Origin of the sequence: Phyllobacterium sp. YR531, assembly GCF_000282595.1 — a bacterium.
Taxonomy (GTDB): domain Bacteria; phylum Pseudomonadota; class Alphaproteobacteria; order Rhizobiales; family Rhizobiaceae; genus Phyllobacterium.
The window spans coordinates 37,084-50,211 of sequence record NZ_AKIZ01000023.1; the positions used below are offsets into that span (position 1 = coordinate 37,084).

The following is a 13,128-nucleotide window of genomic DNA, read 5'->3' on the forward strand; positions in this document are numbered from 1 at the left end:
TGAGGGACGCCATGCCGTTCGGATCACGCATAGAAACACAGTTCACGCCACACGAATGGGACATGATGGACCGTGCGCACGAGACGGCATCCAATATTCTTGGCAGGGACCGTCGGCTTCACCCCGATGCCAGCAGACTGGCCAGAATTGTCATGACTCTTTTTGCGCAAGGCTTGCGGGACCCTGACGAAATTGCCGCTCTTGCCGCCGATCGCGAACTTGGAAACGAATTGACTGTGGGCGGTACCGTTTCGAGACCATACAGTCGGATCGGGAATTCCGACTTTGAATAATCGAGGCGTGATTTCACAAAGCCAATATTTCGACGCAGGCAGGCGGAGAGCAAGGGAATATTCATGATTTTCGAACGGCTTACGAGAGCAGCATTCGGTATTGCAAGTGTCTTTCTCATGCTTCTTGCATTTGGGCTGATTGCATTTGCCGCCTATGAAGTCGTGCGGGAATTACTGGCCTACAGTACCAATATCGGGACGACACTGCTTGAAGCCGTGGGTTACACAGTCATTGCGATAGCGGTGTTCGACGTGGGCAAGTATCTTCTGGAAGAAGAAGCAATCCGTGCCCGGGAAATGCGGCAGGCCGCAGAAGCCCGCAGAAGCCTGACAAAGTTCATTTCAACAATCGCCATTGCCGTTTTTCTTGAAGGGCTTGTCGCGGTCTTCGAGGCAGGCAAAGAAGACGTCCGCATGATGATCTACCCTACCCTTCTGTTGTTTACTGGCGTTACGTTGGTGATCGGCCTTGGCATATATCAACGCCTGAGTGCCACGGTCGAAAATGAAACCAGTGATCCGGTCAGTTCAAAGCCTGCAAGATCGAGAACGGCGGCAGTAAAACCCGGCAAGGCGTAAAAACCCATGGGCAATCTGACGAAATGTTGGGCATTGGCATCTTACGTTTTTGGCATGTCTGTCTGCTGCTCCTTTGCCCAAACAACCGTCAATACTTTCCCGCCCCTATTTGAGCCCAAACCGCAGGCGCTTGATCAAACCACCGTCAGAAAGCTTCACAGTGATTGCATGACGACAGCGATGGATCATGCAGCAACACAACGCGGTTTTGCAGCCTGCACGGAACTTGTCCAATCCGGGCAGCTACCCATCAAGGATATGGCCCGTTATTATAACCAGCGGGCTTCGCTATCCGTGCGTCTCGGCGATTTTCAATCTGCGATCCTGGACACCAATGCCGCTAACGACCTGCTTTCAAATGTCGGCACCAATTCAAAGCCGTAATATCTGTCGCACATATCTCACAACGCATCGATGGATATTTGCAACTTAAACGCGCTTCCGTCGGGCGGCGTGGCATGCTTTATTACTTGAGCACCTAAGCGACATCATGGAGGAAAACGAATGTCACTATCTGCGATCACCCGGCGCGCAAGCCTTGCCCTTGGCATTTCACTTCTGGCGGCTACCGCCTTTGGCGGGTCGGCATTGGCACAGACTTTCCCTGAACGCCCCGTGACATTGGTAATTCCTTTTGCTGCCGGTGGTTCGACTGACGTGGTAGGACGCGTTATCGCCAACAAAATGTCGGATATTCTGGGCCAGCAAATCGTTGTGCAGAACGTTGGCGGTGCCGGCGGCAGCCTCGGTACAGGCAATGTCGTCCGTGCCGATCCGGATGGCTATACGATTCTCATGGGAACGGTTGCAACGCACGCGCTCAATCCGCTTATCCTGAAGACCAAGCCATATGATGCGGAAAAGGACTTCGCGCCAATTTCGCTGCTCGTCATTGTTCCGAATGTTCTGGTGGTGAACCCTGAACTGCCAGCCAAAAACGTCAAGGAACTGGTTGACCTCCTGAAGGCCAATCCCGACAAATACAGCTATGCTTCGTCAGGGAACGGAACTCCACTGCATCTTTCCGGCGAATTGTTCAAGAAAATGGCCGGTGTATCGCTGCAGCACATCCCTTACAAAGGCGCTGGACCCGCGCTTAATGATGTTGTCGGCAATCAGGTACCGATCATGTTCGACAACCTTCCCTCCTCATCGTCTCACATGAAGGGCGGTACACTGCGGGCGCTGGGCGTTACAACCAAGGAGCGCGCCCCCTCATTCCCGGACGTACCAACAATTGCAGAAACCATTCCCGGCTATGAAACCTATACGTGGAATGCTTTGTTTGCCCCTGCCGGAACACCTCCGGAAGTGATTGCCGTTCTTAACAAGGCTGCCAATGAAGCGATGAAGGATCCTGTTGTCGCCAACAAGATGAAGGAATTCAGTGCAACCATTGTTGGTTCTACGCCTGAAGAGCTTGCTGCCCACGTAAAGGCAGAGATCGCCAAATGGACACCGGTCGTCAAAGACGCCAACGTTCAAATGGACTGATGCAGATCAGGGATAGCGGGCCACGTGCCCGTTATCCCATCTCTTTGGGGTGTGTTTTTTCAGTTAAACAACTAGCAACCCAAGACTATAAACAGCACATAAAGAAATATTTACAATTAAATTTGAAATAATCGCTATGCTTTCAGCAACGATGAAATATGCCTGATGAACACTTTCAGCGGTCGCTTTTTTCAACTGGCCCGATTATCGTCAAAAAACTTTGTAAACTTGGTTTTTTCGCATACGGGACTGTTTAATGAAACATCAGTGTATTGTAACTGCCGTTCTTATCGGTTTGTTTTGCCTTCTTGGAGCTGTGGCTCTTTTTTCAAAAGAAGATCTTTCCGGCATCCAGCCGCAAACTGAAACACTCTCGCCTTCCGTGCCACCTTCGCAATAAAACTTAAACTTGTATCTCAGTGTGCAACTTGCCTTGGCAAGAGACGACTTTCACCAGTTGTCACAATCACAGACTCTTGCACACCTGATATGGCGTTTGACTTTGCGCTAATGCTAAATGAAAAATGACACTCGATCTGTATAAAAAATTGACATTGGAAATTTAGCAGCTATCAAAGCTTATCACTGCCGTAGTTGATTCTTAGGAAATCCTACTGCACGTTAAATTTCTTATATATTAAATATATCTTCAATTTATTAATATAATATCATTCATAGTTGGACTATTTTAAATGGAACTCTATATTATAGAAATAAATAATATTGATTTTTATCATTCTAGTAAAAATAGTATTGGATTCATCGCATTATTTGTTTTTTTTAGTTTATTTAGCTTCAACTCTATTGCTCAAGTGATTATAAATCCTACTGGAGCTGATGACTCGGTGGCCGGTTCTGTAAGCACCACTGCCAGTGGTGCCTTCTCTAAAGCTCTATCGCCAGCTGATACTACTAATGGTTATGCAACCGGTTATGGGCGCGTACCAAGTTCTACTGATGGAAAAAATCAAGGAGTAAACACATTCATTGGCTCTTTCGCAGGCAGTACCAACCATTCCAATCCTTCCCCAACCTCGTTCTCAACAGCGGTCGGTGCATTTGCCGGTCAGAATTCGTTTGGGAATAGTAACTCTTCCGTAGGCCGTGCAGCGGGCACGACGGTAAGCGGTAATCATAATTCTGCATTGGGTGATGCGGCAGGCAGTGCAGCCAATGGAGATCAGAATACGGCTTTAGGGGCTAGCGCCGGTCAGAGGGTCTCTGGCAGTGGAAACACTGCAACCGGTTCATTTTCAGGACAAGACATTAGCGGAAAACTCAACGCCGCGCTTGGGCAAAATGCAGGCAGGACAGTCCAAGGAGATCAAAATACGGCATTGGGGGCGAGTACCGGTCAGAATGTCTCTGGCAACGAAAATACTGCAACGGGCACACTGTCTGGTAGTAACATTTTAGGCAACCGCAATATTTCTATTGGAAGCAATGCTGGATCTGGAAAGTCGTTTAATGCCCCTGCCGTAATTAACGACACTGTAGCTATCGGCGCGCTATCATCAGCTGAAAAAGATAATGGGATTGCTTTAGGGGCCAATTCGACCGCAGTTCAAAAAAATGACGTTGCCTTGGGTTCTGGATCAAAAACGGAATCTGTCCATAAAGGTGCATATCTTCTGCAGCAGGGCAGCATAATAGCTGGTATTCCCTCTCCAAACAGTGGGGTCGTATCAATTGGTGCACTTGGTGCAGAACGCCAAATACAGAACGTCGGAGCGGGTGTTATTTCTTTCAGCTCAACAGATGCGATTAACGGTAGTCAGCTGTTCAATACCACCGTCAATTCTCTGCAATATAATGTTGATCCCCAAACCGGACAAAGAAAAAACTCCGTATCTCTCTTGGGCGTGCAGCATGGTGAAGCGGTTACCATTGCCAATGTTGCTACTGGGGTTGCGATTACGGACGCAGTGAACGTTGGCCAACTGAAGAGTGCGGTGGATAATCTATCCGGGGCAGATGCTTTCTCTGTTAAATACCTGAAAGATTCAAATGGCAATCCAACCAATCATGTTCAGTTAACTGGAGATGCCACAGGATCAACAGTAGTTATATCAAATGTGGCTGTTGGCGTAGAGGATACAGATGCTGTCAACTTCAAACAAATTCGCAACACACTTGGTTACGATATTGATGGCGCCGGCAGCAGAAGCAACACCGTATCGCTTTCTGGAAAAGGCGGAACGAGTGTGACCATTCGCAATATGAGCGATGGCATGCATGATATGGAAGCGGTAAATCTTAGGCAACTCAACAAGGCCGAAAAAAATGCAAATAACTATACTGATAACCGGATTAATACCTTGCGCGAATCTACGGATAACCGGCTAGCTTCATTATCAGGCAATATCCGTGAAGTCCGCCAAGAAGCGCGTGGCGGAATAGCTTCGGCCATGGCTTCTTCTCAATTGCGATATGACGACCGACCCGGTGTATTTTCAATTGCGGGAGGATTGGGCGGTTTTAAGGACGCAACAGCATTTGCTGCCGGACTCGGTTGGACATCGGAACAGCAGAATTTGAGGATCAACGGGTCTTTAGGTGTATCCCTTGATGCTGGTGATATTTCATGGGGTGTCGGGGCGAGCTACTCCTTCCACTAAAATGGCCCATTTCTACAAAAGATCGTGGCTCTTTATTCTTATCCATATTTGCGTAGAGGTGGCTGCTTTCACTGCGCCTTCTCCGGGAAATGCTGCAGAACCTTTACGCCTGGCTACTATCGCCAAACCCAGCGAGAAACTTCCATTAGGGGATTTGATGCGCGTATCTCGCCCTTTCGGCGACTGGACGCTCATATGTGATCTTAGTATATCCAAGAACAAACGATTATGCCAAGTAGAACAAACGGTTAAAAGCGATCACAGTGCTTTATATTGGCGTATAGCAACTTCTACCGACAATGTTCCAGTTGTTGTCATGTCGCTCCCATTGGATTTTGATCAAAATTTAGGCCTATCTATTCATATAGGCAGTTATACAGCACGAATAAATTATAATGAATGGGTGTGCAATACATCATGCATCGCCATTGTCTTGTTAAATAATACTTTCTTTTCCAAATTGGTGAATGCTGAAAAAGTTGTTGTAAGCTTCCAAACGAGAATTGGTAATATTAACACTATGGTTCTCTCGATGAATGGATTTTCATCTGCTGTAAATGCGGCCAAAGAAGATCCCTTTGGCAAGCGATCATATAGCAAAAGTAAATAAATTCAGTCTCTGCAAGAGGTCCCACAGCATGGCTGAGACTGAGCGGCACTCGATTACTGTGATGCAAATTAATTATCATTTCTCGTGGGGTGGGCGGCCGCGGATTTGGTGACTACGCCGACATGGAACTGCGCGTGTCACGGATCACCATATCGCCTGCAATCTCCAAATTGAGCAGTTGCGGTCACTGAAACGGCATGAAATTGCGATATCAATTGCCCGCGAAATCTGCCAAAAGCCATTTGCCCGCAAGGGCGAGGTGCGACTGCTATCAAATTCAGGATAGGGTCGGGCGGGCTGATTGACGTCTCTCCTGCCGCCGCGAAGCAACGTGGCCACCTTTAGTATCCTGTAGCTTCCCCGCCCAACTGTTTGATCCAGCATTACAAAACATTAATGCGGCGATCATCTCCCGTTCATTTTGGCAACGCTACCTTCTGGTCACGGGGCGGATGATCCGCTCACGCTACAGGAGAAAAAACATGAAACGAATTCTCGCTCTCGCTCTGTCCGGGACCTTCCTGACGGTTTTTGCTCTTGGCGGTGCGTTTGCCCAGACGCAGACGCCTGAACAGGCTCCGGCAGTCAAGGAGGCCACGAAAGCTTCTGGCCATGAGCATAAAAGAGGTGCCCGGATTGATACCAATGATGATGGCGTGCTGGATCAGGCGGAATTCACCAATATTGACCGCCTGAAGGAAGCTGATACCGATAAGGATGGCACGCTTTCCAAGCAGGAAATAGAAGCAATGGCGATGAAACGTGTCGTTGAGCGTCAGGCGCAGCGTATGACCAAGCGCCTTGATGTCGATGGCGATGGTGTCGTTACCATTGCAGAAGTCGAAAAGCAGAAGGCAAAGCGCTTCGCTCTTATGGATCGCAACGATGATGGGAAAATTGACAAAAGCGAAATGCGCCAAGGCCGCAAAGGTCATCATGGCCACAACAAACATCATGGCCCAAAGCATGATCGCGGCGACAAAATGCCATCAAAGACCTGATCATTAGCCAATTAAAAAACGGCCGTTCGATTGGACGGCCGTTTTGCTGTCATACGTGCTGCGGCGGTTCACGAACTTCATCCGGGTTGGGCAGAGGCACTTCGTCGGGCAGTTCGTCCGGCGATGGAGGCTCCTCTACCGGGATTTCCCCCGGCATGGGGTTGGGGAGCGGCGGCGTTTCATCGGGCCGGGGAACGGGCGCAGGATCGACCGGCCTGTTGGTATCCGGTCCCGGATCGGGAATTTGTGGTGGATCTCCCAAGGCAAATCTCCTTTTCGAAATTGCAGCCGTTTTAGCTTCTATCTTTCGTCCGAAGCTTCTTCTTCGAACATCACCGCAACATCAGAATTAGCTGAAAGACGCACTTTGTCGCCTTCGACTTCTGCAACTAGTGCGGTTGAAATATAATGGTGATGCCCTTTATGAGCGCCCTCACCGCTATCCTTTTTGGTCAACTTGATACGACCGCCTTCAACACGGTCGACAGTGCCAACGTGAACGCCATCGGCGCCGATAACTTCCATATGTTCTTTGATACCGGTTGTCATAATTTATCTCCTGAGGTGACATTTGTTAAACGCGCGAAACCGGCTTTGGATGCATTGTCCCGGCAAAGGCTTTCGCCATCGCGGTTTAACGAATAGGTTCTGTCAGAAATTGCAGGAAACAGCCGCCACATGACACACGAGATTTTGACTCCCGCCGAAATGAGCGAGGCCGATGCGGCAACGATCAAGGCAGGCATTCACGATGGCTATCGGCTCATGCGGAACGCGGGAAACGCCATAGCGCGTCATCTGCTTCGTTATTACGGCGATGCCAGCGAATTTCACGTCCTTTGTGGCCCGGGCAATAATGGCGGTGACGGCTATGTCGTAGCCGAAATTCTTGAATGCAGCGGCGCTTCGGTGCGGCTTTGGGCAACATGCCAGCCAAAACCAGGGACAGACGCAGCCTTGGCTGCAAAGGCTTGTCCGGTCGATGCAAAAGATATTTCTGATTTCACGCCGTCACCCGGAAGCGTCATTGTCGATGCGCTGTTCGGTGCCGGGCTCAATCGTGAACTCAGCGGCAAAGCTGCTGCCGCGATCAAATCGGCTAATGAGCCCGGCTGCCACCGTGTAGCGATTGATGTGCCGTCAGGACTGGATGGCCTGACTGGCCACGTGCTCGGCACAGCTCTCAACGCCGATGCGACGATCACATTCTTTCGCAAGAAACCTGCCCATCTGCTTTATCCCGGTCGCACACTATGCGGGGAAGTTATTGTTGCCGATATCGGTATCGCCGACGACGTACTGAATGCCATTGAACCCCGATGCTTTGAAAACACCCCTGCTCTTTGGCAATCCCAACTGCCGCGGACCGAAGAAAACACCCACAAATACGCCCGCGGGCATGTGGCTGTGTTTTCTGGTGGATCGACATCCACCGGCGCGGCACGAATGTCGGCCTTGACAGCCGCCCGCAGCGGCGCGGGTGCAGTTACATTGCTCTCGCCAGAAGAAGCGCTTGCCGCAAACGCTGCGCACCTCACCTCAATCATGCTGCATAAATGCGAGAACCGGCATGACCTCGCTTTGTTCACTGAAACCCGCAAAGTGGCGGCCTTCGTGCTCGGGCCTGCATTTGGCATTGGTGTCAAAGCCCGAGAATTCGCCTTGGCGCTCCTGAGTGAAACCGATGCCGGACTGGTTTTCGATGCGGACGTAATCACCTCGTTCAAGGACGAGCGCGATGCGCTTTTCGATGCGACCGCACGGTTAGATGATATCAGGCTCGTACTCACACCCCATGAGGGTGAGTTCAAACGTCTGTTTCCCGAGATAAATCAGACCGCCATGCCATCAAAGGTTGAGCGCGCCCGTGCCGCGGCAAAACTTGCTGGCGCGATCATCATTTACAAGGGCGCGGATACCGTCATTGCATCACCGGACGGCCGGGCTGCGATCAACAGCAACGGCACTCCGCTATTGGCGACAGCGGGCTCAGGTGATGTGCTTGCAGGTTTGACCGCAGGACTGCTGGCGCAAGGCATGCCAACCTTCGAGGCCGCCTGTGCCGCCGTCTTCGTCCACGGTGCTGCGGCACATGCGCTTGGCTTTGGGCTTATTGCAGAAGACCTGCCTGCTGCTGCCGGCAAGATTATTGGCCAACTGCTCGCAAATAAACCCACTTTCTGATTTCCATTAACCCCGTCTTTACCTTGATCGTCCACCTTTGTCTCAAGCGCGAATTGTACTGCGTACGCGCTCAAGTTTCTTGGTGGATGTCATTATTCTGTCGCAATGAGAGGGTAATAACCACACGTAGCGAATAGCTTATTTCCATTTTTGACCACGGATGTACTGGCACTGATGTTGAGGTAAGTTTAGGAAGGTCGGGTAGCTCCCGGCCTTTTGCTTTTTAAAGCCACAGCAAATTTTTAGTAAGTCACGGTGATGACGACTGTATCGGTGTAGAGGCCGGGCGATGGCGTATTTTGCGGGGGGACTCTGGCATAAACCGCAATATTACGTGCAAGGCCATTGCCGGTTCCAGCAACCGTATTGGTCGGCACCGTATCGCCCCATGGCAAAAGCCGGTTCTCATCCTGATAAAGTCCATAGGTGATATATTCTGTTCCCACGCCCTTTCGCATACGTCGCGCTACCGGCCCTGTGCCGTTCTGGCCATTGCCGAGCGATACGGAATATGGGGTCGTCGGCGAGCATGTGACCGATACTCCGCCCGTCGTATCGACATTTGAACTCAATATGCCATGGGAACCGAAGTTCACATTTGTCGCCGATACCAGGCAGTCCTTCGCCACATTGAGACTGGCAGTAAAGCTCGTCGCTGCACTTGTCCCCGCCGTGCTGACACACCCGTTGCTGTCATTATAGCGGTAACGGAAAGTCGTCTGCGCTCCGGAGAAAACGGAATTATATGCGCCAAGAGGGGCAGTTGTCTGGCCGGGCAAGATCTGGCCATAGATGGTAGTAACGGTTGTCCCTGTTCCCAGCAATGCCGGAATGTCGACGAGAATTGCCGGAGGCCGCGCGGAAAAAGTCCAGTCATATGACCCCCATACGACCTGCCGCGCCGAGTCCTGATAAAGCTGGAACTGCAATGGGGCAGGCCCTGCCATGGTACGGGCACCGGAAGCCGCCGTACCGCCCGTCCCGGCATTCAGGTTAGGACATACGAGAACCTGCCGGAACAATCCAAGAAGCGCGGTACAAGTGGACGTAAGTGTGGCTGTAGTGTTGATCGCTGCGCCAGATAAAGGCGAGCCGGAGAAGGTCATCCCGGTTGTGGTGAATGTGCATGATTGCGCCAATGCCGCGGCGGGCACCAGACCGAAACTCAAAATGACAAACACCCTGATCAGAAAGCACTTCATTGGCACACCACATTCTTTATTTTGACCTGTGTTCCGCGAGCAGGCTGATATGCGAAGCGCGCCGTGCATGCGGTGCCATCAGCCAGCCCTATCGTCACGCTGTTCTGTGCTGCGAGAGAAGAAATATAGGCCTCACCGTCATAACCAACGATGAATTCCCCGCCGCCGCCATCCACTGTGCCACTCAACCCGGCATCCAGTGGCTTGCCACTTGCATCAACAATGCTGACCAGCGCTGAAGAGGTTGTCTGGGCAACATTGAAGTCCACAACAACGCCGCTGCGGTCTGCCGGCACCACAATATCGCGGGTGGAACCTATGCTGGCATCAACGGGAAGATTGGCGGGGTCAATGGCAAGCGTGTTTGGTTCGTAGGATCGCAGATCAGGGACGAGTATGCGCCCGCTCCTGTTCGTGCGCCCGATGGGGCGATTCTCATAGGAAACATCAACATCCGGCGCACCGGCATCGACGATTGCAAAGGCATCATCAATCCTGTTTGTCGCAAAGACACCGCCACCGGCAACTGCAATGGCTCCTTCCATTTGCGCAGTGGCCCGAACATTGTCGTCATACTGCTGCACACTGCCTTCCACCCGCGCATGCCGCCCGCGATAACTCGCCGAGGCATAGCGATCAGGAGTCTCACCCTCTCTGGTGCGCAGCCGCCAGCCGTAGCTACCCTCTTCACGCTGCTCGGATTTTGCAATTTCTGCAAACCCGGAGGGTCCATCCTGCGTCTGTTCATAGCCGGTAGAGACCGAAATATTATTGTCGAATGGTATGGTCAGCCCGGCGAAGATACCAAAGCTGTCACTGTCTTCCAGATCGGTAAAGGCGGTGGCGAAGAATGAGCTGTTCTTGAATACAGACTGACTATAGGAGGCGCTGATAATCGTGCTTTTCTCTCCGGAGCCCAGTTCTTGCTGTGTGTAGGAAAAGTTCATGTTGCTGCGATCAAACGGCCCCGGAACTGAAAGTGTCGCCTGCACCAGCGACTTTGGTACACGGGTACTGACGGCAGGAAGGCCTGCGACGCCATAAACGTAGCTGAGCTGATCATCGGCGGTGACGGAAGCAATATCCTGATAGTCTCCGAACGTTTGCTGGACCCGCCCATAGAATGTGTAGTTGTTTTTGTAGGTCAGTTCGACCGAACCGTTCAAAAGCATGCCGGTATCGCCATCATGACTGCTACCTGCAGCGGCAAGCGACGTTACACCATAGGCGCCAAGGGGAAATGAAAGGCCAAGGCCACCATTGAGCAGCTCGGCACCACCCTCAAAATGCCCTTCAACGGTCAACCAGTTGGACAGGCCGTAGCGCGTGGTAACAGCTCCCATGACATCATCATCGTAATCATTTGATTCCGTACCGAAATTGCGGCGTGCCACACCGACCTCCGCAGAGAAGTCCCACAATCCCTTGCGCAACAATCGGCTCGACGAATAAAAAGGAACTGTGGTGCGCGTCTCGCGCCCGAGCGTGTCCCTCAAAACAATCTGCGCTTCACCCTGACCGGAGAAGACCGGGAAATTGGTAACTTCAAACGGACCTGAAGGAACATCGCCGCTGTAGGTTCGAACATTCTGGGTATAGACCTCGAGTGTCGAAGGCACTGCCGCTGTGCCGGACAGAACCGGAACCGGCAGTGTGACCAGATCAGGCCGCAAAGTGAAATTCCGCTGTATTTGCATGCCGCCGAGATAAACAGGGCGAGTCCAGGGCAGTCCGCCCGAAATGAAGTCTCCAGCACGATAGGTAATCAGGCGCTCGGGATCAGACAGGCTCCATGTCGTGTTGAGCCGCTTCACCCCCTCCAACTCTCCATCGGATACATTGGCCGTGAATGACTGATTGAGCGTTCCGTAGGGACTGAAGATGCGCGCATCAAATCCACCAGAGACACCCTGAAAGGCCTTTGCACTGCCTGACAACAGATTGTCGGTGCTGGCAAAGAGCGAGTAATTCAACACGGCCCCGTATCCGGACTTTGCCTCGGGGCGCTCCTTGTCCGGTTTTGGATTGACATCGATCATCCGGGCAGACCGCGCAGCGTTGTCAGTCGTGATATAAAGGCGTTGGGATTCAATCTCCACACGATAACTGACATTGTCGAGACGGTTGAGCCGAATCGAGCCATCGCCGTCCCTTGCACTATCCATCGGCTTCAAGCCGACCTCCCGCAGTTCATCAGGTTTTGCCGAAAGTTCACCATCCGGCAATTGCCTGAACCCGCCGATCAGCCCGGTCGGTTCATCATTAATATAGACTTCCAGGTAAAGATCTTGCGCCTGACCATCCTGAGGTGCAGCCAGATCAACACTATCACCAGCATCAACGTCAGGTTGTTGAGACCATCCCGTTGATAGCATGCATAGACTTATGCAAATAGCTCCACCGAGTTTAGCGGCCGCTGATCGCAACATCGGCATTGAGTGGTCCGGCATCACTTAGAGCCTTAAGTCCGACTCGACCGGATGAAACTGATTTACGTGTACCAATCGGCCATTGCATGCTGGCGCCGCCAAGAACATAGCCTACCAGTCCCTCGCGAGTACCCAGTACCTGCCCGCCTTGAGACAACTGTACTTCGGCCAGCCTGAGTCGCCTGTCGCCGGTGTTGCGTGCTGTCAGCACCAATGCACCTTTCGAGCGAGCTATGCCCCAAGCAACATTGGGCGGCGAAGCATCCTCGCCACGGAAGAAAACCGGAATGGAGTAGCGTACGACCAAAGTCACGGTTCCGGCTTGCTTGCGCGTCGGATCAGGCAGTTCATCAACCACCACACGATAGCTCTCTTCCGTCGCTACAGGCTTTTTCGTAACTCGGACAACCCGGATGGCATAGTCTTTGCCGCCGGAAAGTTTGGTGGAGGGAGGACTGACCACGACATCATTTGTTGGCTCAAGCCGCTCAACGCCATTGGTCTGTGTCCATCGGAAAACGCGTATCTGAACATTGATCGGGCGCTTGGCCTCATTGGTCAATGTCAGGACGCCTGCACTTCCAGGCGCAACCATATCAAGATTTGTCGGTGAAACACGTAACGAAGCGGCATGAGCCATCGCAGAAAAAAGCAAACAGAAGCTCATGGCGCCGATGCATTTAAGCATGGATCGCACTTTCTTCTCCTTTTTCAAAAG

Annotated in this window: 13 protein-coding genes; 8 read left to right on the top strand and 5 right to left on the bottom strand. The window is 51.8% G+C overall.

Annotated features, from left to right (window positions below):
- The first annotated feature begins 11 nt into the window (after nucleotides 1-11).
- From PMI41_RS16295 to PMI41_RS16325, 7 genes are all read left to right on the top strand, one after another.
- Entirely contained in the window at nucleotides 12-293 is a 282-nt protein-coding gene (locus PMI41_RS16295; protein ID WP_008126629.1) for a hypothetical protein, read from the top strand.
- Between the two features lie 63 nt (nucleotides 294-356).
- Nucleotides 357-872 carry a hypothetical protein gene (locus PMI41_RS16300; protein WP_008126632.1) on the top strand — a complete coding sequence of 172 codons (516 nt, stop codon included), beginning with the start codon at nucleotides 357-359 and terminating at the stop codon, nucleotides 870-872.
- A gap of 6 nt (nucleotides 873-878) precedes the next feature.
- Nucleotides 879-1,256, top strand: a complete 378-nt coding sequence (locus PMI41_RS16305) for a hypothetical protein (protein WP_008126633.1) — start codon at nucleotides 879-881, stop codon at nucleotides 1,254-1,256.
- Between the two features lie 120 nt (nucleotides 1,257-1,376).
- Entirely contained in the window at nucleotides 1,377-2,366 is a 990-nt protein-coding gene (locus PMI41_RS16310; protein ID WP_008126636.1) for a tripartite tricarboxylate transporter substrate binding protein, read from the top strand.
- A gap of 692 nt (nucleotides 2,367-3,058) precedes the next feature.
- Nucleotides 3,059-4,984 carry a YadA-like family protein gene (locus tag PMI41_RS16315; protein WP_008126639.1) on the top strand — a complete coding sequence of 642 codons (1,926 nt, stop codon included), beginning with the start codon at nucleotides 3,059-3,061 and terminating at the stop codon, nucleotides 4,982-4,984.
- Nucleotides 4,935-5,594, top strand: coding sequence for an invasion associated locus B family protein (locus PMI41_RS16320; protein ID WP_008126640.1), 660 nt, complete (start codon nucleotides 4,935-4,937; stop codon nucleotides 5,592-5,594). Before PMI41_RS16315 ends, PMI41_RS16320 begins: the two co-directional genes overlap by 50 nt.
- Before the next feature lie 482 nt (nucleotides 5,595-6,076).
- Entirely contained in the window at nucleotides 6,077-6,595 is a 519-nt protein-coding gene (locus tag PMI41_RS16325) for a hypothetical protein (protein ID WP_008126641.1), read from the top strand.
- A 49-nt stretch (nucleotides 6,596-6,644) separates the two neighbouring features.
- Here the strand turns inward: PMI41_RS16325 and PMI41_RS16330 are convergent, their stop codons facing one another.
- A complete protein-coding gene (locus PMI41_RS16330; RefSeq protein WP_008126643.1) occupies nucleotides 6,645-6,857 on the bottom strand; it encodes a hypothetical protein in 213 nt (70 codons plus the stop codon).
- A gap of 38 nt (nucleotides 6,858-6,895) precedes the next feature.
- Entirely contained in the window at nucleotides 6,896-7,144 is a 249-nt protein-coding gene (locus PMI41_RS16335; RefSeq protein ID WP_008126645.1) for a DUF2171 domain-containing protein, read from the bottom strand.
- A 129-nt stretch (nucleotides 7,145-7,273) separates the two neighbouring features.
- Between PMI41_RS16335 and PMI41_RS16340 the strand changes: the two genes are divergently transcribed.
- Nucleotides 7,274-8,779: a bifunctional ADP-dependent NAD(P)H-hydrate dehydratase/NAD(P)H-hydrate epimerase gene (locus PMI41_RS16340; protein WP_008126647.1), complete on the top strand. Its 1,506-nt coding sequence runs from the start codon at nucleotides 7,274-7,276 to the stop codon at nucleotides 8,777-8,779.
- A gap of 242 nt (nucleotides 8,780-9,021) precedes the next feature.
- Here the strand turns inward: PMI41_RS16340 and PMI41_RS16345 are convergent, their stop codons facing one another.
- Genes PMI41_RS16345 through PMI41_RS16355 form a run of 3 tightly spaced genes read right to left on the bottom strand, consistent with a single transcriptional unit; the run spans nucleotide 9,022 to nucleotide 13,098 of the window.
- Complete coding sequence (locus PMI41_RS16345; RefSeq protein WP_008126649.1) at nucleotides 9,022-9,981, bottom strand: spore coat U domain-containing protein; 960 nt, start codon at nucleotides 9,979-9,981, stop codon at nucleotides 9,022-9,024.
- Nucleotides 9,978-12,356 carry a fimbria/pilus outer membrane usher protein gene (locus PMI41_RS16350; RefSeq protein WP_244423960.1) on the bottom strand — a complete coding sequence of 793 codons (2,379 nt, stop codon included), beginning with the start codon at nucleotides 12,354-12,356 and terminating at the stop codon, nucleotides 9,978-9,980. Before PMI41_RS16350 ends, PMI41_RS16345 begins: the two co-directional genes overlap by 4 nt.
- A 31-nt stretch (nucleotides 12,357-12,387) precedes the next feature.
- Nucleotides 12,388-13,098 (bottom strand): molecular chaperone, encoded by a 711-nt coding sequence (locus PMI41_RS16355; protein ID WP_162130126.1) that lies wholly within the window; start codon nucleotides 13,096-13,098, stop codon nucleotides 12,388-12,390.
- Between the last annotated feature and the right edge of the window lie 30 nt (nucleotides 13,099-13,128).

Bases quoted from the DNA above. Each gene is read 5' to 3' on its own strand.
- PMI41_RS16310 (WP_008126636.1), top strand. From the start codon at position 1,377: ATGTCACTATCTGCGATCACCCGGCGCGCAAGCCTTGCCCTTGGCATT.
- PMI41_RS16335 (WP_008126645.1), bottom strand. From the start codon at position 7,144: ATGACAACCGGTATCAAAGAACATATGGAAGTTATCGGCGCCGATGGC.
- PMI41_RS16325 (WP_008126641.1), top strand. From the start codon at position 6,077: ATGAAACGAATTCTCGCTCTCGCTCTGTCCGGGACCTTCCTGACGGTT.
- PMI41_RS16355 (WP_162130126.1), bottom strand. From the start codon at position 13,098: ATGCTTAAATGCATCGGCGCCATGAGCTTCTGTTTGCTTTTTTCTGCG.
- PMI41_RS16340 (WP_008126647.1), top strand. From the start codon at position 7,274: ATGACACACGAGATTTTGACTCCCGCCGAAATGAGCGAGGCCGATGCG.
- PMI41_RS16305 (WP_008126633.1), top strand. From the start codon at position 879: ATGGGCAATCTGACGAAATGTTGGGCATTGGCATCTTACGTTTTTGGC.
- PMI41_RS16295 (WP_008126629.1), top strand. From the start codon at position 12: ATGCCGTTCGGATCACGCATAGAAACACAGTTCACGCCACACGAATGG.
- PMI41_RS16300 (WP_008126632.1), top strand. From the start codon at position 357: ATGATTTTCGAACGGCTTACGAGAGCAGCATTCGGTATTGCAAGTGTC.
- PMI41_RS16320 (WP_008126640.1), top strand. From the start codon at position 4,935: ATGCTGGTGATATTTCATGGGGTGTCGGGGCGAGCTACTCCTTCCACT.
- PMI41_RS16315 (WP_008126639.1), top strand. From the start codon at position 3,059: ATGGAACTCTATATTATAGAAATAAATAATATTGATTTTTATCATTCT.
- PMI41_RS16350 (WP_244423960.1), bottom strand. From the start codon at position 12,356: ATGCTATCAACGGGATGGTCTCAACAACCTGACGTTGATGCTGGTGAT.
- PMI41_RS16345 (WP_008126649.1), bottom strand. From the start codon at position 9,981: ATGAAGTGCTTTCTGATCAGGGTGTTTGTCATTTTGAGTTTCGGTCTG.